Source organism: Streptococcus pseudopneumoniae, assembly GCF_038148935.1.
GTDB classification, from domain to species: Bacteria; Bacillota; Bacilli; order Lactobacillales; family Streptococcaceae; genus Streptococcus; species Streptococcus pseudopneumoniae_U.
Genome location: NZ_JBBJZX010000026.1, coordinates 1 through 23891 on the forward strand (window position 1 = coordinate 1; position 23891 = coordinate 23891).

Consider the following 23891-nt stretch of genomic DNA (forward strand, 5'->3'; position numbering starts at 1 on the left):
TATTAAGATAAACGTTTCAGACACAGCAAATGGTTCATTTTCACCTTCTAACTCTGGTTCTAGTGTGACTCCGATGAATCACAGTCATGCTACAGCTGCTGACCATAAGAACATGATGGCACCAGCCAAAGAGACTGATAAAGCAATGCCAGCAAATGACCAAATGGAAAAATCAGGCATGAAGACTGAGACTCCAGCTCCAGGTACTACAGATAGCATGCCTGCTGACACCATGACAAGCTCTACCAATACGATGGCAGGTGAAAACAGGACTGCTTCTGCTAACAAGATGTCTGATACGATGATGTCAGATGATAAAGCTATGCTACCAAATACTGGTGAAGCTCAAACATCAATGGCAAGTATTGGTTTCCTTGGGCTTGCGCTTGCAGGTTTACTCGGTGGTCTAGGTTTGAAAAACAAAAAAGAAGAAAACTAATCAGCTAAGGAAATAAATGATGGATAGTGAGCTGACTAAGGCTAGTTTACCAACTCAATCAGCAATCAGGACTTTCTTTCAATAGCAGATTAAAATCATCGTAAAACAATAAAAATAGTGTTATACTTAAAGCAGTATAGCACTGTTTTTATCAAAGGAGAGACAGATGGGAAAGACAATTTTACTCGTCGATGACGAGGTAGAAATCACAGATATTCATCAGAGATACTTAATTCAGGCAGGTTATCAGGTCTTGGTAGCCCATGACGGACTGGAAGCGCTAGAGCTGTTCAAGAAAAAACCGATTGATTTGATTATCACAGATGTCATGATGCCTCGGATGGATGGTTATGATTTAATCAGTGAGGTTCAATACTTATCACCAGAGCAACCTTTCCTATTTATTACTGCTAAGACCAGTGAACAGGACAAGATTTACGGCCTGAGCTTAGGGGCAGATGACTTTATTGCCAAGCCCTTTAGCCCACGTGAGCTGGTTTTGCGGGTTCACAATATTTTGCGCCGCCTTCATCGTGGGGGCGAAACAGAGCTGATTTCCCTTGGCAATCTAAAAATGAATCATAGTAGTCATGAAGTTCAAATAGGAGAAGAAATGCTGGATTTGACTGTTAAATCATTTGAATTGCTGTGGATTTTAGCTAGCAATCCAGAGAGAGTTTTCTCCAAGACAGACCTCTATGAAAAGGTCTGGCAAGAAGACTACGTGGATGACACCAATACCTTGAATGTGCATATCCATGCTCTTCGACAGGAGTTGGCAAAATATAGTAGTGACCAAACGCCCACTATTAAGACAGTTTGGGGCTTGGGATATAAGATAGAGAAACCGAGAGGACAAACATGAAACTAAAAAGTTATATTTTGGTTGGATATATTATTTCAACCCTCTTAACCATTTTGGTTGTTTTTTGGGCTGTTCAAAAAATGCTGATTGAGAAAGGCGAGATTTACTTTTTGCTTGGGATGACCATTGTTGCCAGCCTTGTCGGTGCTGGGATTAGTCTCTTTCTCCTATCGCCGGTCTTTACGTCGTTGGGCAAACTCAAGGAACATGCCAAGCGAGTAGCGGACAAGGATTTCCCCTCAAATTTGGAGGTTCAAGGGCCTGTAGAATTTCAGCAATTAGGGCAAACTTTTAATGAGATGTCCCATGATTTGCAGGCCAGCTTTGCTTCCTTGGAAGAAAGCGAACGAGAAAAGGGCTTGATGATTGCCCAGTTGTCGCATGATATTAAGACTCCTATCACTTCGATCCAAGCGACGGTAGAAGGGATTTTGGACGGGGTTATCAAGGAGTCGGAGCAAGCTCATTATCTAGCAACCATTGGACGCCAGACGGAGAGGCTCAATAAACTGGTTGAGGAGTTGAATTTTTTGACTCTAAACACAGCTAGAAATCAGGCGGAGACGACTAGTAAAGACAGCATCTTTCTGGACCAGCTCTTGATTGAGTGCATGAGTGAATTTCAGTTTTTGATTGAGCAGGAGAGAAGAGATGTCCACTTGCAGGTAATCCCAGAGTCTGCCCGGATTGAAGGAGATTATGCCAAACTTTCTCGCATCTTGGTGAATCTGGTCAATAACGCTTTTAAATACTCAGCTTCAGGAACCAAGCTGGAGGTGGTAGCTAAGCTGGAGAAAAACCAGCTTTCAATCAGTGTGACCGATGAGGGGCAGGGAATTGCCCCAGAGGATTTGGAGAATATTTTCAAACGCCTTTATCGTGTCGAAACTTCGCGCAATATGAAAACAGGTGGTCATGGCTTAGGCCTTGCGATTGCGCGTGAATTGGCCCATCAATTGGGGGGAGAAATCATAGTTACCAGCCAGTACGGCCTCGGAAGCACCTTTACCCTCCTTCTCAAGCTAAATTCCCAAACTAAGTTCCACTACTAATCCAAGTGGAAGTTACTTTGAGAAGTTACCCCCTCCTTCTCAACCTCTCTGGTAGTGAAAATAAAGCCTAAAACCCCTTTACAAATCTAGCCATTCATGGTAAAATGGATTTTGTGTGAAATATCAGCAGGAAAGCATGAAGCTCGTCAACAGGTGTCTTATGATAAGTAACCTTGGCTGTTTAGGCGAAGGGCATCTGCACGAATCAGGGCTTTCTAAGTGACTATTTCCACCGAAATATTATTTATATCAGGAGGACATTCACATGTCACGTTATACAGGACCATCTTGGAAACAAGCTCGTCGCCTTGGCCTTTCACTTACAGGTACAGGTAAAGAATTGGCACGTCGTAACTACGTACCAGGACAACACGGACCAAACAACCGTTCTAAATTGTCAGAATACGGTTTGCAATTGGCTGAAAAACAAAAACTTCGTTTCACTTACGGTGTAGGTGAAAAACAATTCCGTAACTTGTTCGTACAAGCTACAAAAATCAAAGGCGGAATCCTAGGTTTCAACTTCATGCTTCTTTTGGAACGTCGTTTGGATAACGTTGTTTACCGTCTTGGTCTTGCGACTACTCGTCGTCAAGCTCGTCAATTCGTAAACCACGGTCACATCCTTGTTGACGGAAAACGCGTTGATATCCCATCATACCGCGTAACTCCAGGTCAAGTGATCTCAGTTCGTGAAAAATCATTGAAAGTTCCAGCTATCCTTGAAGCAGTAGAAGCTACTCTTGGACGTCCAGCATTCGTATCATTCGACGCTGAAAAATTGGAAGGTTCATTGACTCGCTTGCCAGAACGCGACGAAATCAACCCAGAAATCAACGAAGCACTTGTCGTTGAATTCTACAACAAAATGCTTTAAGATAAGACTTTATATTGTAAGAAGCCTACAACAGTGGGCTTTTTGCTTTGTATTAAAATGTTAATCTCTGGGTTTGTTTAGAGATTTGCTAGTAAGGTTATTGGTGTATCTAAGTCTATCTATTCCAAGAATGACGCGATGTTGATGATATAATATTTTGGCCCCTTCGCTTTAAGGAAGGGAGGTGTTACATATGTTAGAAACTTTACTCACAGTGTTTCTAGCTCCGTTACTTGTTAACGTACTATCTGAGCTTTTCAAGCTATGGATAAAGAGACGTAGCAAGTAGCATTTAACCCTTTAAGAGAGTAGCAAAAAACCCCATCGGTGGCACGGTGGGGCTTTTTTAGCTACATATGCTGTAACTTTACTCACATTGTAAGTTCATTCTAACATATAACACCCAATATTTCAAGCTTTTGTTTTTATATTTCCTTAGAGTGTGTTTGTGTTTTGAGTCCGCTCCACTGAAATTAGCACGCCTCCATTCTACAGTAAAGAAATCAACTCTTTTCTAGGGGATTTCCGCCCTCATTTTTGTCTTTTGTGCTAAAATAGACTTATAAATTGAAAATAAGGAATGTTTATGAAATCGAGTAATGGTTTTTGGAAAGGTTGTCTCTATTTCTGGGGCTTCTTGTTTTTATTGGGCCTTTTGGTTCAATATGCTCTCCCACTTGCGGCTTGCGTCCTGCTAGGCTATGGTGGTTATCGTCTCTATAAACGTTGGCGCTCTCCTCTTTTGCAGGATGCTTCGCTCGATGATCGAATTGAGCTTTTAAAAGCTCGTATTCGTCAGGCGGACAAGGATATTCAGCAATTGGAGGGAACTTTAGTAGAAAAAGGTTCAGATTCCTATAAGAGTCTGGCCAATCAAGTATTGATCGAACTGAGGGAAATCCATCAGGAGGCGGATCGTCTCAAGTCCTATATCGATGATGATGTTTACAACCGTATTGACAACAAAGTTCGTACAGTGCGGGCAACTATCGATGTTCAGCTAGAACGTTTGGATAGAAAAAGTCAGGTAGATCTTGAAAATGCGGAGCCAGAGGAATTAGCTCCAGAATTATCCCAGACCTTGGCCAATATTGCCATTGACCATCAGGCCATTTTAGACAAGATTGCTACCTCTGCCGAGGGGGATAAGGAAGAATTGACGGCCATTCATAGTTTGAAGATGGAGAAATTCAAAACGATTTTAGAAGGCTATTTAAAGATTAAGGCCAATCCGAAGAACTATAATCGGGCAGAAGAACGTTTGCAACAAGCTAAAGCAGCCATCGAACAATTTGACCTTGAGCTGGACCAAGTGTTAAGAGAACTCAATGAAACAGATATGCGTGATTTTGATATTAGTTTGCGTATCCTAGAAAAAGATCGTAAAGAATAGGTTAGAAACAAAGGAGTAACCATGACAGAATTTAATTTCGATATTGACCAGATTGCCAATAATACGGTAGCTAAGGTGGATAAAACAACCCAAATCATCGAGACCAATACTGGCTCAGACAAGACCTTGACCTTCCTTGAAAAGTTGAGCCCTGAGCAGCAAGAAGGAATCAAGGCGCACGTGCCCCAGTTAGTAGACCAATTTGTCACAAATCAAAATGCTCTTTTGGATTTTGGACAATCTGCTGTAGAAGGTGTGAACAATACGGTCAATCGTATCTTGTCAGAGCAAAAGAAACTGCAGATTCCCCAAGTGGATGACTTACTCAAGAATACCAACCGTGAGTTGCAAGGCTTTGTAGTTAAATACAAGAACGCTGAAATTGCTGAGTTAGAAGAAAAGCCAAACTTCTTGCAACGATTGTTTAGCAAGAGTAAAAATACGCTACAAGAATTTTACTTTGACTCAAAAACAGTAGAGCAAAAGCTCGATGGTATGGCTGCCGCAGTGGTCAAGCAAGAAGATGTCTTAGCTCGAAATATCGTCTCAGCTGAGATGTTGATTGAGGACAATACCAAATCCATTGAAAATCTAGTGGGAGTGATTTCCTTTATCGAAGCCAGCCAGACAGAAGCTGGCAAACGCGCTGCCGAACTGAAAGCTCAAGCTGACCAACTCGATACAAGTACGGTAGAATACCAAACCAAATCACAAGAATTGGCTCGTATGGCAGAAGTGGTCAATACCCTTGAACAACAGCACACTGAGTATGTCAGCCGTCTCTATGTTGCCTGGGCAACAACACCTCAGATGCGCAATCTTGTGAAGGTGTCATCTGATATGCGCCAAAAATTGGGCATGCTTCGTCGTAATACGATTCCAACAATGAAGCTTTCTATTGCCCAACTGGGTATTTTGCAACAATCAATGAAATCAGGTGTCGTGGCAGATGCCATTGTCAATGCCAACAATGCTGCCCTTCAGATGCTAGCTGAAACCAGTAAGGAAGTGATTCCGCAGATGGAACGAATTGCCCAAAGCCCGACAGTCGCTGTCGAATCGGTTACCAAACTGGCTGAAAGTCTGGTTGCACAAAACCAAGGTATCGTCGCAGCCATTGAATTGGGTCGTCAGAAACGTGCCCAACTAGAAACAACTATCGTCAAGTCCGCAGAAATGATCAATGATTCTGTCAAACTACGCGATGAAAAAATCGTCCAAGCCCTTCTAAATCAAGGAAAGGCCGCCCAGAAAGAAGTACAAGAATAACACATAAGTCCTCTGTAATGTAAATTTGCAGGGGATTTTGCTTGGTCTAGGAGTTTTTACCAACTATCATTAGTGACCAGCAAGTCAGTTTACTCTGAAATAGAGATAAAAGCATGGGAAATCTTTTCCCAAGGAGTCTTTTATGATACAATAGAAGGAAGTAAAGGCGCTGTTTTTTCGATGCCGCAACGCCTTGGATGAATGAAAAGGAAGAGTCCCTATGGTTTTCAAATTTAAGCGAATAACTAACTTGCATATATATATATAAACTCGCGTTTTCATACCCATTTTCAAAACCTGCCAATCTTTTTGGTAGGCTTTTTGCGTTGTAGAAATGGGGTATGAACATGGCTTACACTTTATCAAAAGAATTAGAACAAGAACTCATCGTTTCAGCACCTGAGTTGCAGCCTAGTTATGCTGCCATCGTAGAATACCTAGAAGCTATCAACCAGAAAGAAGCATCTGGAAGCAATTCTCAGGAACTCCAGAACCAGCTTACTATTCAGCTGGGACGTTTAGAAGATTTGGTGCAGGGCTATATCCAAATAAAGAAGAACCCCCATCACTACCTGGATGCAGATAAAGACCTGACGGCAGCCTATCAAGCCATAAAAGGGACGGAGCAAGATCTTCTCAAAAAATTGCAACATCTCAATCAAGCCGCCTTGCAAGATTTCCATATCAGCCAAAGACTCTCTCCCAAAGACGAGACTGCTATCCCTGTAGCAGGTAAAGCCAAAACCAAACAGGAATTGGCTATCGAGCGAGATTTAATCAACCAGCTGACAAAGGGAGAAAGTCAATGGGTGTATCGATCTGAGTTAAATACTGAAGACCTCCTATGGGGAAACTTTTTTGCCAAGCTGGAAGCTAATAATGTCCGCATTTTGCAAGACCATCCCCTGACAAATTCAGAGAAAAATCAAATTAAAAACCAGCTCAATTTCGTTAACTTCTATGAAGCAGCCAAGTGGATAGCAGGGGAAAATGGCATTGCCAAGGTGCAGGTTCAACGTGAAGACGCCAGTCTAGGCACCATTCGCTTGGAAGTCTTGTGGAGAAACAATGTCGCTGGTGGCAAATCCAGCTATGAGGTTGTCAACCAAGTCATCACAGGCGGAGAAGGGATTCGCCAGCGTCGTGGGGATGTGACTTTGCTGATCAATGGTCTGCCTATGATTAAAATCGAACTGAAAAGCCGTTCTCATTCTTATATGGATGCCTTTCGTCAGATTAAGAAATACGACCAAGAAGGACAGTTCAGAGGTATTTTTTCAAGTCTTCAGATGTTTGTCGTCTCTAATGTCACAGACACTCGTTACATCGCAGCTACCAAAGCCAACAAGCTAAATGAACGCTTCTTGACCAAGTGGGTGGATAGTGAAAATAGCCCCCAACCCCAGCTATTTGACTTTGCAGAGTCTGTCTTGTCGATACCGAGAGCCCACGAGATGGTCATGCAGTATTCTGTCATCGATGATGACAAGAAGGCCTTGATTTTATTGCGTCCCTATCAGGTACATGCCATTGAGGCTATCCGTGAAGCCAGTCGCCAGCGCCAGTCGGGCTATATTTGGCATACGACTGGTTCAGGAAAGACCCTGACCTCTTATAAGGTTTCGCGCAATCTGCTCCAGATTCCATCTATCGAAAAGACAATCTTTGTGATTGATAGGACAGACCTTGACCAGCAGACGACTAGTTCTTTTCAGTCTTACGCAGAGAATGACATGATCGATATCGACGAGACCGATGATACACAGGAATTGGTTAAAAATCTGGCTTCTGATGACCGCCGTGTCGTTGTGACGACCATCCAGAAAATCAATGCCATGATTCGTCAGTTTGATGAAGGCCGTCACCAAAAGGTCTATAATCGTATCAAACAACTCAAACTAGCCTTTGTCGTCGATGAATGCCATCGCGCAGTGACTCCTGAACGCCAACGCCACCTAGAGCACTTCTTTACAAATTCTCTCTGGTATGGGTTTACAGGAACTCCTATCTTTACAGAAAATAAACGTAAACAAAAAGGAGACCTTGCTCAGACAACCGAAGAGCAGTACGGTGACTGCCTCCACCAATATACTGTCAAAGAAGCCATCCATGACAAGGCGGTTCTTGGCTTTAATGTGGAGTATCAGACAACCATGCCTGGTTGGGCAGAAGATGAGATTGATGAGGAGCGCTATGATGACGAAGGCCACATGCTTGCCGTTTTAGATGCCATTCTCAATCGCTCAAGACGCAAACTCGGCTTCCAAAATGGGGTAGGAAAAACCTATGAAGCCATTTTGACCGTCAAAAGTATTGCCCGTGCGCAGACCTATTATAACCTGATTAAACAAGTCAAAAATGGAGAAAAGTCTCTAAGCATCTCGGAAAATGTTAAAAAGGTCTTACCAGACTTTCCTAAGGTTGCTATTACTTACTCAGTGACAGAAAATGAAGCAGACTCCTATGTCAACCAATCCTATATGGAGGAGAGTTTAGAAGACTACAATGCCATGTTTGGTACCCATTTTAGCCTAGCAACCATTGCATCCTACAATAGTGACCTCAACGACCGTCTGGCCCGTAAGAAAGAACGCTTTGCCTTCCGTGAAGAGCAATTGGACCTGGTTATCGTGGTGGATCGCTTGTTGACAGGCTTTGATGCCCCTTGCCTATCGACCCTATTCATGGATCGTCAGCCCATGAAACCCCAGCATATCATTCAGGCCTTTTCACGAACCAATCGCCTCTTTGATGAAGGCAAGAAATTCGGTCAAATCGTCACCTTCCAAACTCCTGACCGTTTTAAAGAAAAGGTGGATGAAGCTCTGAGCCTCTACTCAAATGGTGGCGAAACCAGTGTCTTAGCCCCAGAATGGCAGGAGGAGAAGGCCAAGTTTCTGGAGAAGGTTCATCAACTATTAGCCATCGCTCCAAGTCCAGAGCAGGTGCCTGATTTGGATACAGCGACAGATGCAGAATTAAAACGCTTTGCCAAGGCCTTCCAAGAATTTGACAAACTCCTATCCTCTATACAGGTCTATTCGGACTATGATGAGAAAGTCATTTTCAGAGAGATTGGTCTCAGCCTAGAAGACATCGAGAACTTTGCTGGCCAATATCAAAATGTCATCGAAGAACTCCGCAGACGCAGAAAAGAAGACCAAGAAGATGAAAGCCTTCTCGTAGATATAGAGTATGAGCTTGAATCCATCCGTACCGACGAGATAAACTATCACTATATCCTCTCTCTCATTCAAGCCCTGATTGAAAATCGGGAAAACCTCATTGGTAAAAAGGAAAAGAGTCTGGTAGATAAGTATATCGAAGATTTGAACAAATCCAATCCTAAGTTATCCAGCATCATTTCTAAACTCTGGCAGGATGTTCAAGCTGATGCCAAGAGCTATCAGGGACAGTCTGTAACCCATAAGTTGGATGAGATGATTGAGCTAACAACCCAGAAAAAGATTCGTGAAACGGCAGATTATTGGCAGATAGGAGAGGATGAACTCCAGTTCGTAGTGGACAACTACCGCATCGGACGAGACAAGCAAAATGGCGAAAAAGCCATCACCGAGTCTCAGGACTATCTGGCCTATAAGGAAGCTCACGGAGACAAGGCACTACCAAAACTCAAATACAAAAAAGCCCTCAAAGAGGACTATATGCGCATGATTTCAGAGGATATCCTACCGCTAAGGGGGAGATAGGTTTATACTCTTCGAAAATCTCTTCAAACCACGTCAACGTCGCCTTGCCGTATATATGTGACTGACTTCGTCAGTCTTATCTGCAACCTCAAAACAGTGTTTTGAGCAGCCTGCAGCTAGTTTCCTAGTTTGCTCTTTGATTTTCATTGAGTATTAAAAATAGTCAGAAAGATAATGTTGGGAAGGTTTTCGACTAATTAGGGTCAAAATTCCTCTCTCTTCAAGATGCAAGAAAGCATCCTTGACCTTTTTCTTAGAGTAATGATGGTTGGACTGATTGGCCAGTTGGATGATGCTTCTATCTTCTATACCATCTCTCTTATCATCGACAAAGAGCTTGGACTGAGCGAGGAGAAACAAGATGTATTTCTCGACTTCCTCCAGACCTTCTGTTTGCTCTATCTTAACTTTATAGCGATGCAGTTGCTCTTGTTTTTCAAGGAGGGTTTGGATAATGTTTTCCTGTCCTTCCTTGATAAAAGTCAACAAGGTTTCAACGAAGAAGGTAGCATCGGCACGGTTGAGATGATCGCCAGTATTCCTAAAAGCCTTATAATAGTCTTGCTTATGGTGATTGATTTGTTGGGACAAAACTAACCCTGAAAATTTATCGAGTTTTCTAGACAAGTACTTGGCAAGGATATAGCGTCCTGTCCGACCGTTACCGTCATAGAAGGGATGAATATTTTCAAAAAAATAGTGTCCAGCACAAGCCTTGATAAGGTTTGGGATAGAATGGTCGTTTATAAAACGAATCCACTCTGTCAACATGACCTGAATCTGTTCCTCCTTTTGAGGTGGGATATAGAGGACTTTGCCAGTTTTGTCGTCTTGGATAAAGACCGATTTCTGTCTAAAAAACTCTCCATCGAGTTCATCCTCTGGCGATATTTCTCCCTGTGTTAATTGGTCATAAATCTCTCTGATATCTTCAAGCGATTGGATTTGGAGAAATTCATCCTTCAAGATTTGTTGGTACATTCGCAAGGTGGAAAGATGTTTGATTTGTTCGGTCTTATAGGGGTCTTCCTCTAGGAGTTTCTCCACATCAACCAACTCTTTACGAGTTGTATGGATACCCTCAATCTCATTTGTGGAAATAATCGATTGGTAGAGTTGTTCTTTATAAAATTGATCGTGGGCAATCTTAGGGAGGGTACCAGCTATTTCGCTAATTCGTTGAGACTGCTGTGAGATAGTTTCCATCAGTTGGGAAATCCCAAGATGCAGGGTAACAAATAAAGGGTATTGACTTGTTTTGACAGTATCGCGTTGCATTAAATGAGGATAAAGAGATGTCCTAATGGAGCTGTATCCCTGTAAGCGTAGTTGATACTCTTCCTCATATTGGTCACGATGACTGTAGTAGATTTTTCTAAGTTCTCTATAGTTCATATGTAGTCATCCTCGCATTTCAACGTTTTTTAACATTATATCACAAAATAAGCCTATCTATTGTTTTAAAATAGGTAAAATTGAAGAATAGGATAGCGTAGTTGTCGTTCTAAAGTGCAAAAATGGCCAAAATTTAACAATAGAAATGACAGATGGCAATTCTAAAGTGCAAAAATAGGCAAAATTGAAGAATAGACATCAAAAAAGAAAACCTAAAGTGTAGAAATAAGAAAATGGAGTAATAGAAAGGGGGATATAGTGGAGAAATTATTTATTATCGGAAATGGTTTTGATATGGCGCATGATTTGAAGACGAATTATCTATATTTCAAGAAGTTTGTTTATCAGCAGGCTTATGGGAAAGATGAGTTGTTAGAGTCGTTGCAAACATCAAAGGGAATTTGCGACTTTTTTAGGGAAAAGGATATTGAAATTCAAGAACAACATCGATATGTTAATGAAGATGAGTTGAGAGACATATATGGATATTCTCTGCCTAAAATTAGAAATGGTCAGTTAGATAAACATGAACGGTATCAATTTATTTATCGACATATGATGCAATTAATGAGATTAGAAAATTTTTGGTCTCAGTTGGAGCGTGATTTAGGTTGGATAAATGAGGTGAAAATTATACCGCCATCTTGTGTCTTGGAAAATTTAGAAACATATTCTGAGGAACTGGCAACGATTCTTGAAAAATTTCTAAGAGCAGACATTGAAAACTTATTTAGGGAATGGGTTCAATGTTTTATTCTTGACTGGGATAATATGCCTACTAATCTAAAAAAACTAAAACGAAAGAAATCTGTTGAACACAATAAAAATGCCTACTTTTTAACTTTTAATTATAGTATGTTATTAGAGGATTTCTACGGTATAAATTCTGAACAAATATGTCATATACATGGAAGTATTTCTGAAAATAAGCTAATATTTGGACATAATCGTGAAATGGATTCTTATGATAAATTTAGACAAAATAACCCAACTGAGGTACGTGACTTTCTTCATAATTTAGTTTATTTGACTAGAAAGCCCGTCCATCAGCAACTTAGAAAACACGACTACTTTTTCAAAAGTTTAAGTTCTATCAAAGAAATTTACTTCATTGGTTTTGGTATTCGGGATGAGAATGGAGTAGATTCTCCATACTTTAAAGAAATCTTTAAACAGGCACCGGATGTGAGCATTTATATAGACCAGTTTGATAAGAAGTATGAATATACTATTAAGAAAATACTTAAGTCATGGGGTGCTCATAAAGCTTATCAATTGCAATTTATAGATACAAATAAAGATGAAATAGTTGGAGGAGATATATGACAAAGAAACCAAGTTATCGCTTTGTGAGATATACTGAAGCTTGGGAACAGCGTAAGTTGGGAGAAGTAGCTCAATATCGTAACGGAAAGGCTCACGAAAACTGCATTGATGAGAACGGAAAGTATATTGTAGTAAATTCAAAATTCATTTCCACAGATGGTGAAGTAAAGAAATTTTCTAATAAGAAAAATGAAGCATTGTTTGAAAATGAGATTGCCTTTGTGCTGAGTGATGTTCCAAATGGTCGTGCTATTGCGAGAACATTTTGGGTCGAAAAAAATGATAAATACACGCTAAATCAGCGAATCGCAGGGATAACTCCAATAGGCGAAACATTCCCTTATTTTCTTTACATTTTAATGAATAGGCATCCATATTTCTTAGCATTTGATGATGGAGCAAAGCAAACAAATTTATCAGTTTCTGATGTAATGGGATTTGAAGCATATTATCCAAAATACAGCGAACAACAGAAAATTGGAGCATATTTTCGCAATCTCGACCACCTTATCACCCTTCAACAGCGTAAGTTAGAGGTGCTCAAAGAGCAGAAGAAAACCTACCTCAAACTCCTCTTCCCAGCCAAGGGACAAACCAAACCAGCCCTTCGCTTCGCAGGATTTGAAGATGACTGGAAGGAAGTGAAGTTGGGGGAAACTGAAACTCTTTTTACAGATGGCAACTACGGAGAAGCTTATCCATCAGAGAAAGACCTTACTACTAGTGAAAATGGTGTCCCTTTTTTAAGAGGTAGTAATCTTGTAAATGGAGTTTTGGATGAGACTAATGCAAATTATATAACTCATGAAAAACATGAAGAGCTGACGTCTGGTCACATTGAATTGGATGATATTATTTTAGCAGTGAGAGGATCATTAGGAGCTATTGGATACGCTAAAGATGAGAATGTTGGATGGAACATCAATTCACAGCTCGCAATTATTCGGACTAACAAAAATGAAGCTAAAGGAGATTTTCTCTTACAATTTTTTATTAGTACAAAAGGGCAAAGAGAATTGTTATCGAGAAATACTGGAACAGCATTAAAGCAGTTACCACTGAAGCAACTGAAAGATATCCCAGTCCCTCTCCCCTCCCTCCCTGAACAAGAAGCAATCGGTTCTTTCTTCCAAGGCCTAGACAAGTCCATTGCCAAGCAAGAGGAAAAAGTTAACCAGCTCAAAGAAAGCAAACAAACCCTACTCAGAAAAATGTTTATATAAGATACAAAGACCGTCAAAAGCCCAGTAAAAATAGGGAACTGGCGCAGTCTTCGATGAAGACCAGACAGTTTATCTTTTTTACTCAGCTTTTAGGTCGTGTTCAATTCATAAGATACCAAGACCATAAAAAGCTACACTAAACGAATGAAAGTTGAAATTGATAGGAGACCCTATGTCACAAACAGATTTATCAAGAGAACTCTACCAATCCCTCTGGAATGCGGCAGATATACTGCGTGGCCAGATGGAAGCCAATGAATACAAGTCCTACCTCTTGGGCTTGATTTTCTACAAGTACCTATCCGACAACATCCTCCAAGCCGTCTGTGATAACTTGGACGAGACCTTTGAGTCCTTCCAGCAAGCGCAGCTTCTCTACGAGGAAAACTTTGCGGATGCAGATGTCCGTGAAGACCTCATCGAGGTCTTAAATGACGAGTTGGGCTATGTGATTGATCCTTCTCTGACCTTTACCAAGCTGGTTCAGTCTATCCACGAAGGAACCTTCCAGCTAGAGTCCCTAGCCCAAAGTTTCCGTGATATCGAGCAGGCCAATGAAAAATTTGAAAATCTTTTCGAAGATATCGACCTCTATGCGAAAAAGCTAGGAAACACCCCACAAAAGCAAAACAAGACCATCTCTGAGGTTATGAAACAGCTCAACGATCTCAATGTCTCTGGTCATGCTGGTGATATCTTGGGTGATGCTTATGAGTACTTGATTGGCCAGTTTGCCAGTGATTCTGGGAAAAAGGCTGGGGAGTTCTATACACCTCAAGCAGTTTCTCACCTCATGACTCAGATTGTCTTTGCAGGGCGTGAGCATCAAAAGGGGATGTCGGTTTACGACCCGACCATGGGTTCTGGTTCTCTCTTGCTCAATGCCAAGCGCTATAGTAAGGAAGCTTCGACGATTTCTTACTACGGTCAAGAGTTGATTACTTCGACTTTCAACCTTGCTCGCATGAATATGATGCTCCATGGGGTTGCGATTGAGAACTATCACCTCAGCAATCACGATACCCTAGATGAAGATTGGCCGACTACCGAGCCGACAGACTTTGATGGAGTTTTGATGAACCCACCCTATTCACTGAAGTGGTCAGCAGATAGTGGATTCTTGCAAGATCCTCGCTTTTCAAGTTATGGAGTTCTTGCACCTAAGTCTAAAGCAGATTTTGCCTTCCTCCTTCACGGTTTTTACCATCTCAAGCATAATGGAGTTATGGCCATTGTCCTTCCTCACGGAGTTCTCTTCCGAGGAGCAGCCGAGCAGAAAATTCGCCAGCACCTACTAGAAGAAGGCGCTATTGATACAGTTATCGGCTTGCCAGCAAATATCTTCTACAATACCTCTATCCCTACAACCATTATTATCCTTAAAAAGAATCGCACCAATAAGGATGTCTTCTTTATCGATGCCTCAAAAGAGTTTGAAAAAGGGAAAAATCAAAACAATATGACCGAAGACCATATTGCTAAGATTTTGGAGACTTATCAAAAACGCGAGAATGTCGAGAAGTTCGCCCATCTAGCCAGCTTTGAAGAGATTGTCGAAAATGACTACAACCTCAACATTCCACGCTATGTCGATACCTTTGAGGAAGAACCAGTTGTTCCCCTAGCCGACCTCGCAGATCAACTCGCAGAGATTGATAAAGAGATTGGTCAAGTAGAAGCCAGACTCGCACACATGCGCAGCCAGCTAGTAGGCACAACACCAGAAGCCCAAGCAGAATTAACCGCCTATCTCGAAAAATTGAATGAGATTTAGAGAGTAGGGGAAGAGTGAAAAGACGCAGGCCGATTTGAGCCTGCGTTTTGGTCTCCGAAAATTTGGGAAAAGACAATATTATTTCAAAAATTTTTAGGAATGAAAATAAAATATTTAATATTTAGTCATGAAATCTCCAAGATTTTTGATTTGTTGTTTAATGATGTGGTATTGTTCAGTTGAGCTTTTAGGGAGAACATATCTTGTAGATCGTCCCTTACCTTCTATCTCAATATACTTTTTATTTTGTAGAGATTTTAAATTTTCTCTAAATTTATACTCAGTCATGAGAGAATTTTCGAGGACATCATTTTTAGTAATGCTACCATTTTTAATGATATATTCAAGTATTATCTTTTCATTATCTGATGTATCCGCATAAGAAGACAATAAGTCTACTTTCCAGATTGTAACAACAGTACTATCAAAGGTAGTGCTTACCTCAGGGATTTTTAGTTTATACTTTTCGGAAATATCAAAAATTTTTGGTCCACCTGATCCAGCTTTTTCGGACATCCCAATTCTACGGAATAATGAAGAGATTGTACTATTTCGCGTTTTGGAAGTTCCGCCATGTATAAATTCGGGAATAGAAATTTTCATCTTACCTGGATTTTTAAATTCATAGAAGTCTTGATAAGCTGTAATAACTATAGGAGAATCAAAGTCATAGTAAGCATGCATTAAGCAGTTTACTAAAGCTTCACGTATAGATTCAGATAGGTCTTTCTTGAATGGTAAACGGTGGGCAGATTCGTTATTAAACTCAAATCTATCATTTGTTGTAGTAGTTAATTTCTTATATGCTAAATTGAAAAAATCAAACATGTTTAAATCAGGGTACATCATATCCCCTGTTGAAATTCTATCGTTCCACCTAGTTGAAAGGGAGGTATCTTTTTCAAAATAGTCTAATTGAAATTTGGGATAACGAGAAATGATAGAATTGTACTTTCCAAAAAATATTAGTCCTCCTGCGGTTAATTTATATGTATTATCAATCCTGTCTTTTTTAAATACACCAATTTCGATTAGAAAATTTCTCAACGAAATGCTATTATATTTTGTATTACCAGTAAGTTCAATTAATAATTGCTTGTAATGTTTTATTGTATCTAAATTTAAATCATTTTCGTCAAAATTATTAAGTAACTCACTATCAATATCATCATGAGAACTAGTCATCAGATATTTAAGTTCTTCTTTATCAAGTCGAACATCGCCTTCACCTAATCTTTTATATGACTCACGATAATCATTTTTTAGATGGACGGGTTTTTGGTGAGGATTCGCTTCTCTTACAGTGATTACCATGAGTTGTTTATTTTTGCCTGGAATATCAATGTATTCAATATCATTATCTGTAAGTAAGTTACAACTAACTTTTTGTTTGTTTGCGACTAAAGCGAATAAATTGTCTCGTATTTTTTGAGGATTATTGACTCCTTGGTAGGGGTCAATATTTTTTTCGTCTATCCCGAGAATTATTTTCCCGCCATTTGTATTTGCAAATGCTGAGTAGGTTTCCCAGAAAGATTCTGGAAGATCGTTTTTAGCTTTTTTGTATTCTAAATCAACCCCTTCAAATTTTAAGTCCATATTTTCCCTTCCTAAAATATAATGTTGCTTAAATTTATTTTTTTAAATGATTGTCACGCGAAAAAGTAAATTTGATAGATAATTAAAATCTTTGATTTCATCGTATTTCTAAGATATATTTTAAAATATTCACGCGAAAATCACGCGAAAATCGCGCGAATATTTGTAATCAAAATTCAATTGAAAAATGTAGAATTTTCAATAATAAAATAGATGGATTTAAAATCTATTTTATTATAACACAGAGATAAGAAAAAATAGATAGTGAGACGAGTTTAAATAGGATTACTCGTTATGAAATGTTAATTACTTTTGATGGCTTAACAAATATTATCAATAATGTAGTCATTCGAATGATTCTCATTGCAATGTACTGAAATTAACAAAAAGAAAAAACGCTTGAATCAGCGTTTTTCTTCTGTATTGATTCGTATTGAATGCTTACTTAACTTCGGTAAACACAACGTGTTTGCGAAGTTTTGGTGAGTATTTCTTCAATTGAAGACGGTCTGGAGTGTTACGTTTGTTTTTAGAAGTAAGGTACAAGCGTTCACCAGATTCTTTGTGTTCAAGTGTAATATTTACGCGCATGGTATCTCCCTTCTATTATTCAGCTGATGCAGCTTTAGCGATTTTACGTCCTTTGTAGTATCCTTTAAGTGATACACGGTGAGAACGTGAGTAATCTCCAGTAGTTTCGTCAAAGTTTACAGATGGAGCTGTTACTTTGTAGTGTGTACGACGTTTGTTTTTCTTCGCTTTTGAAGTGCGACGTGCAGGTACTGCCATTTTGATTTCTCCTTTAGGTATTTATATTCGATTCAATCTACTGATTTTCATCAACCATACTAGGATAACACATTTTTTTTGTAAAGTAAAGTTACTTGACAAAAAAAGATGAAAAAATTCTCCTGTCAGTCCTAGCAGACAGGAGAAAATGTTAAATATCAATCTCAAATGGTTCGTCAATGGTTTCTGATACGTATTTTCCGTCTTTCTTCCGTTGTTTGACACATTCTGTGAGGAGATATTCGATTTGCCCATTGACTGAACGAAAGTCGTCTTCTGCCCATGATGCGAGTGCAGCGTATAACTTTGTTGAGAGTCGAAGGGGGATCTGCTTTTTTTAGCTTCAGCCATCTTTAGTAAAGACTTCCTGTGTTGACAATTGGTTGTGCATCATGATTGCCACAGAGAACGACTAGGAGATTTGAAACCATGGCAGCTTTTCGTTCTTCGTCAAGCTCTACCAATTCCCCTTCATTGAGCCGTTCTAGTGCCATTTCAACCATTTCTATTAATTGATATCTAAATGATATCGCTTTAATTTATAACGTGAAAAAAAGTAGAAAAATAATTACTAAAAACTTTCAGCCCAATAATTTCTTTTAAAAGGTGAGATTATATTGTGCTCAAATACTCTTTTATTCTTATAACTTTTACACTATAATTGTAGTTAGAAAGGAAGAGAAATGTTTGATTATAGAGCACTAGTTATTTTGATGACTTTGATGGATCATTGTGAGCTATCGTTATATGAGTTATCTGTTAAGGTGAGCTTACCTATAAAGGAAGTCAAAGAAGGAATAGATTATTTAGTGCCTTATCTAGCTAATAAAGGGATAGTGCTGGATAAAAAGCAAGGTCGCTATAGTTTATCAAATCGTACGAAGCAATCTTTGACAGATATTATTAAGTCGGATGAATTGGTTTTACCAAAGTCGACTCGCTTAGCTTTAATCTATCTTTACACTTTTTGCCGATTAGATTTTATATCAAATAATCATTACCAAGACTTTTTGAAAGTAAGTAAGAATACAACCTTATCTGATATTCAATCATTAAGAAAGATTATGTTAGATAATGATTTGGAGCTAGGGTACAGTAGAGCAAAAGGTTATACTTTACACGGTTCAGAGTGGAATAAGCACCGCTTAGCTTTTCAAATGGTTAGTGAGTTGCTGGAATCCTCCATAGGGATTTGGGGTTTGGATTATGTTTTATCCAGTTGGGGGTATTCATTAACTTATGATTTGATAAATCAGGTAGTTAAAGATTATTATGAGAAGCTACAGCTAGTACCTATTGTAAATCAATTAAAAGTTTGCCTTTTCGGTTTAGTATTCATTCTGTGTAGGTATCAAAGGGATGTTGAAAGAGTATGTCTTTCAGAGACATTAGTATCTCCTGTTATTCAAGATATAACCACTATTTTATTGGATACAGTGGTTGATTTGGGGATTATAGATACGGTGTTTTCTGAGGATGATTATCGCTATATCACAGTTTTATTATCAAGTTGCTTTGAAGGTGAAGTAGATGTTGCTCCGGTTTACTTTAATCAACTAACAGAGGCTATTATAAGTAGAATGGAAGATATTTCTTTGTTACATTTTAAACAAAGGGAAGGATTGAGAGAAAATCTTCGCCGCCACCTTATACCGGCTTACTATAGATTAAAGTTCGGCCTACCTAGTTCAAATGAATATGTATTGCATGTTAAAGAACATTATCCTGATTTATTTGAACTAGTAAAAGATTCTTTGACTCCCTTGATGGACGCTATTGACAAACCCATACCTGATAGTGAAACAGCATATTTTGTTATCCATTTCGGAGGTTATTTAAAGAAAGCAGATACTTTGCCTCAAAAATGGTATAAAGCAGCAATCATTTGTCCTAATGGTGTTAGTTCTTCATTGATGTTAAAAGAAAATCTATTAGCATTATTTCCTCAAATTGAGTTTATAGGAACCTCAAAGATTGATGATTTACAGGTGAAAGCTAGTAGTGACTATGATATGGTTTTTTCTACCATAAAGGTGGAGACAGAAAAGCCAAATTATCTAGTTTCGGTTATGATGACTGAAGAGCAAGCAATACAACTAGTAGAACTAGTGTTAAAAGATTTTCCGAATTTAGAGTATGGGGATTTTGAGATTGAACAAATCCTGAATATTGTCAAAAGATATGGAATTATTACACAAGAATTGGAATTAAGATTGGCGTTAAAGAATTATCTTTATCAAAAAAATGATAGAAAGGAAATTGTACCAGTGCTAGAACAACTTATTACCAAAGAAACCTATCAGGTTAGTTCGCAAAAATTAGGATGGAAGGAGGCGATTCGTTTAGCAGCTAAACCGCTTTTGGATCAAGATAAGATAACGGAGAACTACCCTGAGGCAATGATTCAAAAAGTAGAAGAGTTTGGGCCTTTTATTAATTTAGGGAAGGGAGTAGCAATTCCTCACGCTCGGCCAGATGAAGGTGTGAATGAAATAGGAATGTCAATGTTAGTTTTGGAAAAACCGATTTATTTATTGGATAATCCAGAACAAGAGGTAAGATTGTTGATTTGTATTGCAGCCATTGATAATGAAAGTCATTTAAAGGCTTTGTCACATTTAACAACAATTTTAAGAGATAAAAATCATGTTCAAACTTTAATATCATCAAAAAACTATGATGACATTGAAATGATAATTAAACAGGAGGATTAAATAATGTTAAAAATTGGTACAGCTTGTGGTTCAGGATTAGGTTCAAGTTTTATGGTACAGATGAATATTGAATCTGTATTGAGTGATTTGAATGTTTCAGATGTAGAAGTTGAACACTATGATTTAGGTGGAGCAGATCCAAATGCTGCTGATATTTGGATTGTTGGTCGTGATCTAGCTGATTCAGCTAGTCATCTTGGAGATGTTCGTATCTTAAATAGTATTATTGATATGGATGAACTACGAGAATTAATTACGAAACTTTGTGAAGAAAAAGGACTTATATAGGAGGCTAGCGTCATGATGAAGTTCATATTGGATATTGTTAGTACACCAGCTATTTTAGTAGCTTTAATTGCAATCTTAGGATTAGTTCTTCAGAAGAAGAAATTACCTGATATTATTAAAGGTGGAATTAAGACCTTTGTTGGTTTCTTAGTTGTATCTGGTGGTGCAGGAATCGTACAAAATTCTTTAAATCCATTTGGTACCATGTTTGAGCATGCTTTTCATTTATCTGGCGTTGTGCCGAATAATGAAGCAATTGTAGCTGTAGCTTTAACAACATATGGATCAGCTACTGCAATGATTATGTTTGCAGGCATGGTGTTCAATATCTTAATTGCTCGTTTTACTCGATTTAAATATATCTTTTTAACAGGGCACCACACTCTATATATGGCGTGTATGATTGCGGTCATTTTATCAGTTGCTGGCTTTACTAGCTTGCCTCTCATCTTACTAGGAGGATTAGCACTCGGTATTATTATGAGTATTTCCCCAGCATTTGTGCAAAAATATATGGTTCAATTAACTGGAAATGACAAGGTGGCTTTAGGTCATTTCAGTTCTTTGGGATATTGGTTGAGTGGTTTTACTGGTAGCCTTATCGGTGACAAATCAAAATCAACAGAGGACATTAAATTTCCAAAGAGTTTAGCTTTTTTACGTGATAGTACTGTTAGTATCACTTTATCTATGGCAGTTATTTACATTATTGTAGCTATCTTTGCAGGGTCAGAATATATAGAAAAAGAAATTAGTAGTGGTACAAGTGGTCTAGTTTATGCTTTACAATTAGCAGGTCAATTTGCAGCAGGGGTATTTGTTATTTTAGCAGGTGTTCGCCTTATTTTGGGTGAAATTGTTCCAGCCTTTAAAGGTATTTCAGAGCGTCTTGTACCTAATTCAAAACCTGCTTTGGATTGTCCGATTGTTTATACTTATGCACCCAATGCAGTTCTAATTGGATTTATCTCTAGTTTTATTGGTGGTTTAGTAAGTATGGCAATTATGATTGCTTCAGGAACGGTTGTTATCTTACCAGGTGTTGTGCCTCATTTCTTCTGTGGAGCGACTGCAGGTGTTATTGGGAATGCATCTGGTGGTGTTCGTGGAGCTACTATTGGAGCATTTTTACAAGGTATTTTAATTAGTTTTCTTCCAGTCTTTTTAATGCCAGTTTTGGGAGGACTTGGTTTCCAAGGATCAACTTTCTCAGATGCAGATTTTGGTCTATCAGGAATTATTTTAGGAATGTTAAATCAATTTGGCTCACAAGCAGGCATTGTGATTGGTCTTGTTCTTATTTTAGCAGTTATGTTTGGAGTATCCTTTATTAAAAAGCCATCTGTAAAGGAGGAATAAGGGATGATTTTAAGTAAAAATAGAGAAGATGAGTTAAGAAAATTTGCAACAAAAATCCGATTAAATACTCTTGAAACCTTGAATCATCTTGGATTCGGACATTACGGAGGAAGTCTGTCTATCGTAGAAGTTCTAGCAGTGCTTTATGGTGAAATAATGCCAATGACTCCAGAAATATTTGCATCACGAGATAGAGATTATTTCATATTATCAAAAGGTCACGGAGGACCAGCTCTATACAGTACACTCTATTTGAATGGTTTCTTTGACAAAGAATTCTTATATTCTTTAAATACAAATGGAACCAAATTACCGTCTCATCCTGATAGAAATCTAACGCCAGGCATAGATATGACAACGGGCTCTTTAGGACAAGGAATTAGTGTTGCAACCGGACTTGCATATGGTCAGAGAATAAGAAAGAGTCCCTTTTATACTTATGCTATTGTTGGAGATGGTGAGTTAAATGAGGGACAATGTTGGGAGGCTATACAGTTTGCTTCTCATCAACAGTTATCCAACTTAATTGTATTTGTTGATGATAACAAAAAACAATTAGATGGTTTTACAAAGGATATTTGTAATCCAGGTGATTTCGTAGAAAAATTTTCAGCATTTGGATTTGAATCCATTAGGGTCAAGGGTTCAGATATTAGAGAAATTTATGAAGGGATTGTCCAATTAAAACAGTCAAATAATTCATCACCTAAGTGCATTGTATTAGATACTATTAAAGGTCAAGGGGTTCAAGAGCTGGAAGAAATGAAATCCAACCATCATCTTCGCCCTACTGTAGAGGAGAGACAAATGTTAACTTCAGTTGTAGAAAGATTAAGTCAGGAATTGGAGGAAACAGAATGATGAGAAGCACGAAAGAATTACGGCATGTATATAGAGACTTCCTTTTAGAGGCTAATCAAAGTTATTCTGATATAGTAGTCTTAGAAGCCGATTTGTCAAGTTCGATGGCTACTCATAATCTTGAAAAGGACTTTGGAGACCGTTATGTGAATGTTGGGATTATGGAAGCAGAAATGGTCGGCCTTGCAGCAGGCTTGTCTATTCAGGGGTTTAGACCTTATCTTCATACATTTGGTCCTTTTTCTTCACGAAGGGTATTTGATCAATTATTTATTTCTCTTGGATACGCACAATTGGATGCCACTGTGATTGGATCAGATGCAGGAGTAACTGCAGAAATGAATGGTGGGACACATATGCCATTTGAAGAAATTGGATTGTTACGTTTAATTCCTAAATCGATCATTTTTGAAGCAACTGATGATGTCCAATTTCGTGAAATATTGAACCAGACATTAGACTTAAAAGGACTAAAATATATTCGAACAATTAGAAAAGCTCCAGTTCCTGTGTATCAAGGTGGAGAAGATTTTTCTAAGGGCTACATTGAGTTAAGACATGGGGAAGATGTTGTAATCGTTGCTTCTGGTATAATGGTTGCTCCAAGTATTCGAGTTGCAGATAAACTGTCTAAAGTAGGTTATTCAGTAGGTGTGATAGATTTATTTAGAATCAAACCGATACCAGAACAGATAAAAACAATGTTAAGTGGAAAAACTATATTTACTGTAGAAAACCACAATCAGATAGGTGGAATTGGCAGTTCTTTATGTGAATTATTCTCTGATGATGGAATAACAAAAATTCATCGGATGGGTGTTCAAGAAAGATTCGGTCAAGTAGGGAAAATGGATTATCTTCTTAATGAGTATGGTTTGAGTGAATCGAATATAAAAGAGAAGGTTCTAGAAATTTATAATGCAAGATAGATGTTAAATACACTTATCTGAAAGAATTT

General features: G+C 38.6%; 21 protein-coding genes. 15 read left to right on the top strand and 6 right to left on the bottom strand.

Annotation, left to right across the window (positions count from 1 at the left end):
• From WKI42_RS04260 to WKI42_RS04290, 7 genes are all read left to right on the top strand, one after another.
• A partial coding sequence (locus tag WKI42_RS04260; RefSeq protein WP_368081270.1) for an LPXTG cell wall anchor domain-containing protein occupies positions 1–439 on the top strand: 439 nt, incomplete at its 5' end.
• Positions 440–605: 166 nt separating this feature from the next.
• Complete coding sequence (locus tag WKI42_RS04265; RefSeq protein WP_000520643.1) at positions 606–1304, top strand: response regulator transcription factor; 699 nt, start codon at positions 606–608, stop codon at positions 1302–1304.
• On the top strand, positions 1301–2356 hold the full coding sequence (locus WKI42_RS04270) for a HAMP domain-containing sensor histidine kinase (RefSeq protein WP_368081271.1): 1056 nt from the start codon (positions 1301–1303) through the stop codon (positions 2354–2356). The genes WKI42_RS04265 and WKI42_RS04270 overlap by 4 nt, the downstream gene beginning before the upstream one ends.
• A gap of 265 nt (positions 2357–2621) precedes the next feature.
• The gene (gene rpsD, locus WKI42_RS04275; protein ID WP_000092756.1) at positions 2622–3233 is read left to right on the top strand and encodes a 30S ribosomal protein S4; all 612 of its coding nucleotides are present in this window, start codon (positions 2622–2624) and stop codon (positions 3231–3233) included.
• A 586-nt stretch (positions 3234–3819) separates the two neighbouring features.
• The gene (locus WKI42_RS04280) at positions 3820–4626 is read left to right on the top strand and encodes a hypothetical protein (protein WP_368081272.1); all 807 of its coding nucleotides are present in this window, start codon (positions 3820–3822) and stop codon (positions 4624–4626) included.
• Positions 4627–4647: 21 nt separating this feature from the next.
• On the top strand, positions 4648–5895 hold the full coding sequence (locus WKI42_RS04285; protein WP_368081273.1) for a toxic anion resistance protein: 1248 nt from the start codon (positions 4648–4650) through the stop codon (positions 5893–5895).
• 341 nt (positions 5896–6236) lie between these two features.
• Positions 6237–9605 carry a type I restriction endonuclease subunit R gene (locus WKI42_RS04290; RefSeq protein WP_368081274.1) on the top strand — a complete coding sequence of 1123 codons (3369 nt, stop codon included), beginning with the start codon at positions 6237–6239 and terminating at the stop codon, positions 9603–9605.
• Positions 9606–9758: 153 nt separating this feature from the next.
• Here WKI42_RS04290 and WKI42_RS04295 read toward each other — a convergent pair whose 3' ends face one another.
• Positions 9759–11000, bottom strand: coding sequence for a Fic family protein (locus WKI42_RS04295; RefSeq protein WP_138706996.1), 1242 nt, complete (start codon positions 10998–11000; stop codon positions 9759–9761).
• Between the two features lie 258 nt (positions 11001–11258).
• On the opposite strand from WKI42_RS04295, the gene WKI42_RS04300 reads away from it, so the two are divergent.
• The 3 genes from WKI42_RS04300 (at position 11259) to WKI42_RS04310 (ending at position 15323) form a co-directional block, all read left to right on the top strand.
• Positions 11259–12326 carry an AbiH family protein gene (locus tag WKI42_RS04300; RefSeq protein WP_138706997.1) on the top strand — a complete coding sequence of 356 codons (1068 nt, stop codon included), beginning with the start codon at positions 11259–11261 and terminating at the stop codon, positions 12324–12326.
• The gene (locus WKI42_RS04305) at positions 12323–13549 is read left to right on the top strand and encodes a restriction endonuclease subunit S (RefSeq protein WP_240151457.1); all 1227 of its coding nucleotides are present in this window, start codon (positions 12323–12325) and stop codon (positions 13547–13549) included. The genes WKI42_RS04300 and WKI42_RS04305 overlap by 4 nt, the downstream gene beginning before the upstream one ends.
• Positions 13550–13721: 172 nt before the next feature.
• Positions 13722–15323: a type I restriction-modification system subunit M gene (locus WKI42_RS04310; RefSeq protein ID WP_368081275.1), complete on the top strand. Its 1602-nt coding sequence runs from the start codon at positions 13722–13724 to the stop codon at positions 15321–15323.
• A gap of 114 nt (positions 15324–15437) precedes the next feature.
• On the opposite strand, the gene WKI42_RS04315 is transcribed toward WKI42_RS04310, so the two are convergent.
• From WKI42_RS04315 to WKI42_RS04335, 5 genes are all read right to left on the bottom strand, one after another.
• On the bottom strand, positions 15438–16922 hold the full coding sequence (locus tag WKI42_RS04315; RefSeq protein ID WP_050243046.1) for an RNA-binding domain-containing protein: 1485 nt from the start codon (positions 16920–16922) through the stop codon (positions 15438–15440).
• A 441-nt stretch (positions 16923–17363) separates the two neighbouring features.
• Complete coding sequence (rpmG, locus tag WKI42_RS04320; protein ID WP_001265622.1) at positions 17364–17513, bottom strand: 50S ribosomal protein L33; 150 nt, start codon at positions 17511–17513, stop codon at positions 17364–17366.
• Positions 17514–17528: 15 nt separating this feature from the next.
• Positions 17529–17711 (bottom strand): 50S ribosomal protein L32, encoded by a 183-nt coding sequence (gene rpmF, locus WKI42_RS04325; RefSeq protein WP_000290417.1) that lies wholly within the window; start codon positions 17709–17711, stop codon positions 17529–17531.
• A 151-nt stretch (positions 17712–17862) separates the two neighbouring features.
• Positions 17863–18039, bottom strand: a complete 177-nt coding sequence (locus WKI42_RS04330; protein ID WP_033608448.1) for a PTS ascorbate transporter subunit IIC — start codon at positions 18037–18039, stop codon at positions 17863–17865.
• Positions 18040–18064: 25 nt separating this feature from the next.
• Positions 18065–18205, bottom strand: coding sequence for a hypothetical protein (locus tag WKI42_RS04335; protein ID WP_173277652.1), 141 nt, complete (start codon positions 18203–18205; stop codon positions 18065–18067).
• Positions 18206–18394: 189 nt separating this feature from the next.
• Here WKI42_RS04335 and WKI42_RS04340 point away from each other — a divergent pair, with 189 nt between their 5' ends.
• The 5 genes from WKI42_RS04340 to WKI42_RS04360 are packed head-to-tail and all read left to right on the top strand — an operon-like array spanning position 18395 to position 23862.
• The gene (locus tag WKI42_RS04340) at positions 18395–20425 is read left to right on the top strand and encodes a BglG family transcription antiterminator (RefSeq protein ID WP_173306835.1); all 2031 of its coding nucleotides are present in this window, start codon (positions 18395–18397) and stop codon (positions 20423–20425) included.
• 3 nt (positions 20426–20428) lie between these two features.
• The gene (locus WKI42_RS04345; RefSeq protein ID WP_000912476.1) at positions 20429–20713 is read left to right on the top strand and encodes a PTS sugar transporter subunit IIB; all 285 of its coding nucleotides are present in this window, start codon (positions 20429–20431) and stop codon (positions 20711–20713) included.
• A 12-nt stretch (positions 20714–20725) separates the two neighbouring features.
• The gene (locus WKI42_RS04350) at positions 20726–22072 is read left to right on the top strand and encodes a PTS ascorbate transporter subunit IIC (RefSeq protein ID WP_000975294.1); all 1347 of its coding nucleotides are present in this window, start codon (positions 20726–20728) and stop codon (positions 22070–22072) included.
• A gap of 3 nt (positions 22073–22075) precedes the next feature.
• Positions 22076–22933 carry a transketolase gene (locus WKI42_RS04355; RefSeq protein ID WP_138001099.1) on the top strand — a complete coding sequence of 286 codons (858 nt, stop codon included), beginning with the start codon at positions 22076–22078 and terminating at the stop codon, positions 22931–22933.
• A complete protein-coding gene (locus WKI42_RS04360) occupies positions 22930–23862 on the top strand; it encodes a transketolase family protein (protein WP_173306837.1) in 933 nt (310 codons plus the stop codon). The genes WKI42_RS04355 and WKI42_RS04360 overlap by 4 nt, the downstream gene beginning before the upstream one ends.
• Positions 23863–23891 lie beyond the last annotated feature (29 nt).

Bases quoted from the DNA above. Each gene is read 5' to 3' on its own strand.
- WKI42_RS04265 (WP_000520643.1), top strand. From the start codon at position 606: ATGGGAAAGACAATTTTACTCGTCGATGACGAGGTAGAAATCACAGAT.
- WKI42_RS04270 (WP_368081271.1), top strand. From the start codon at position 1,301: ATGAAACTAAAAAGTTATATTTTGGTTGGATATATTATTTCAACCCTC.
- rpsD (WP_000092756.1), top strand. From the start codon at position 2,622: ATGTCACGTTATACAGGACCATCTTGGAAACAAGCTCGTCGCCTTGGC.
- WKI42_RS04280 (WP_368081272.1), top strand. From the start codon at position 3,820: ATGAAATCGAGTAATGGTTTTTGGAAAGGTTGTCTCTATTTCTGGGGC.
- WKI42_RS04285 (WP_368081273.1), top strand. From the start codon at position 4,648: ATGACAGAATTTAATTTCGATATTGACCAGATTGCCAATAATACGGTA.
- WKI42_RS04290 (WP_368081274.1), top strand. From the start codon at position 6,237: ATGAACATGGCTTACACTTTATCAAAAGAATTAGAACAAGAACTCATC.
- WKI42_RS04295 (WP_138706996.1), bottom strand. From the start codon at position 11,000: ATGAACTATAGAGAACTTAGAAAAATCTACTACAGTCATCGTGACCAA.
- WKI42_RS04305 (WP_240151457.1), top strand. From the start codon at position 12,323: ATGACAAAGAAACCAAGTTATCGCTTTGTGAGATATACTGAAGCTTGG.
- WKI42_RS04310 (WP_368081275.1), top strand. From the start codon at position 13,722: ATGTCACAAACAGATTTATCAAGAGAACTCTACCAATCCCTCTGGAAT.
- WKI42_RS04315 (WP_050243046.1), bottom strand. From the start codon at position 16,922: ATGGACTTAAAATTTGAAGGGGTTGATTTAGAATACAAAAAAGCTAAA.
- rpmG (WP_001265622.1), bottom strand. From the start codon at position 17,513: ATGCGCGTAAATATTACACTTGAACACAAAGAATCTGGTGAACGCTTG.
- rpmF (WP_000290417.1), bottom strand. From the start codon at position 17,711: ATGGCAGTACCTGCACGTCGCACTTCAAAAGCGAAGAAAAACAAACGT.
- WKI42_RS04335 (WP_173277652.1), bottom strand. From the start codon at position 18,205: ATGGCACTAGAACGGCTCAATGAAGGGGAATTGGTAGAGCTTGACGAA.
- WKI42_RS04340 (WP_173306835.1), top strand. From the start codon at position 18,395: ATGTTTGATTATAGAGCACTAGTTATTTTGATGACTTTGATGGATCAT.
- WKI42_RS04345 (WP_000912476.1), top strand. From the start codon at position 20,429: ATGTTAAAAATTGGTACAGCTTGTGGTTCAGGATTAGGTTCAAGTTTT.
- WKI42_RS04350 (WP_000975294.1), top strand. From the start codon at position 20,726: ATGATGAAGTTCATATTGGATATTGTTAGTACACCAGCTATTTTAGTA.
- WKI42_RS04355 (WP_138001099.1), top strand. From the start codon at position 22,076: ATGATTTTAAGTAAAAATAGAGAAGATGAGTTAAGAAAATTTGCAACA.
- WKI42_RS04360 (WP_173306837.1), top strand. From the start codon at position 22,930: ATGATGAGAAGCACGAAAGAATTACGGCATGTATATAGAGACTTCCTT.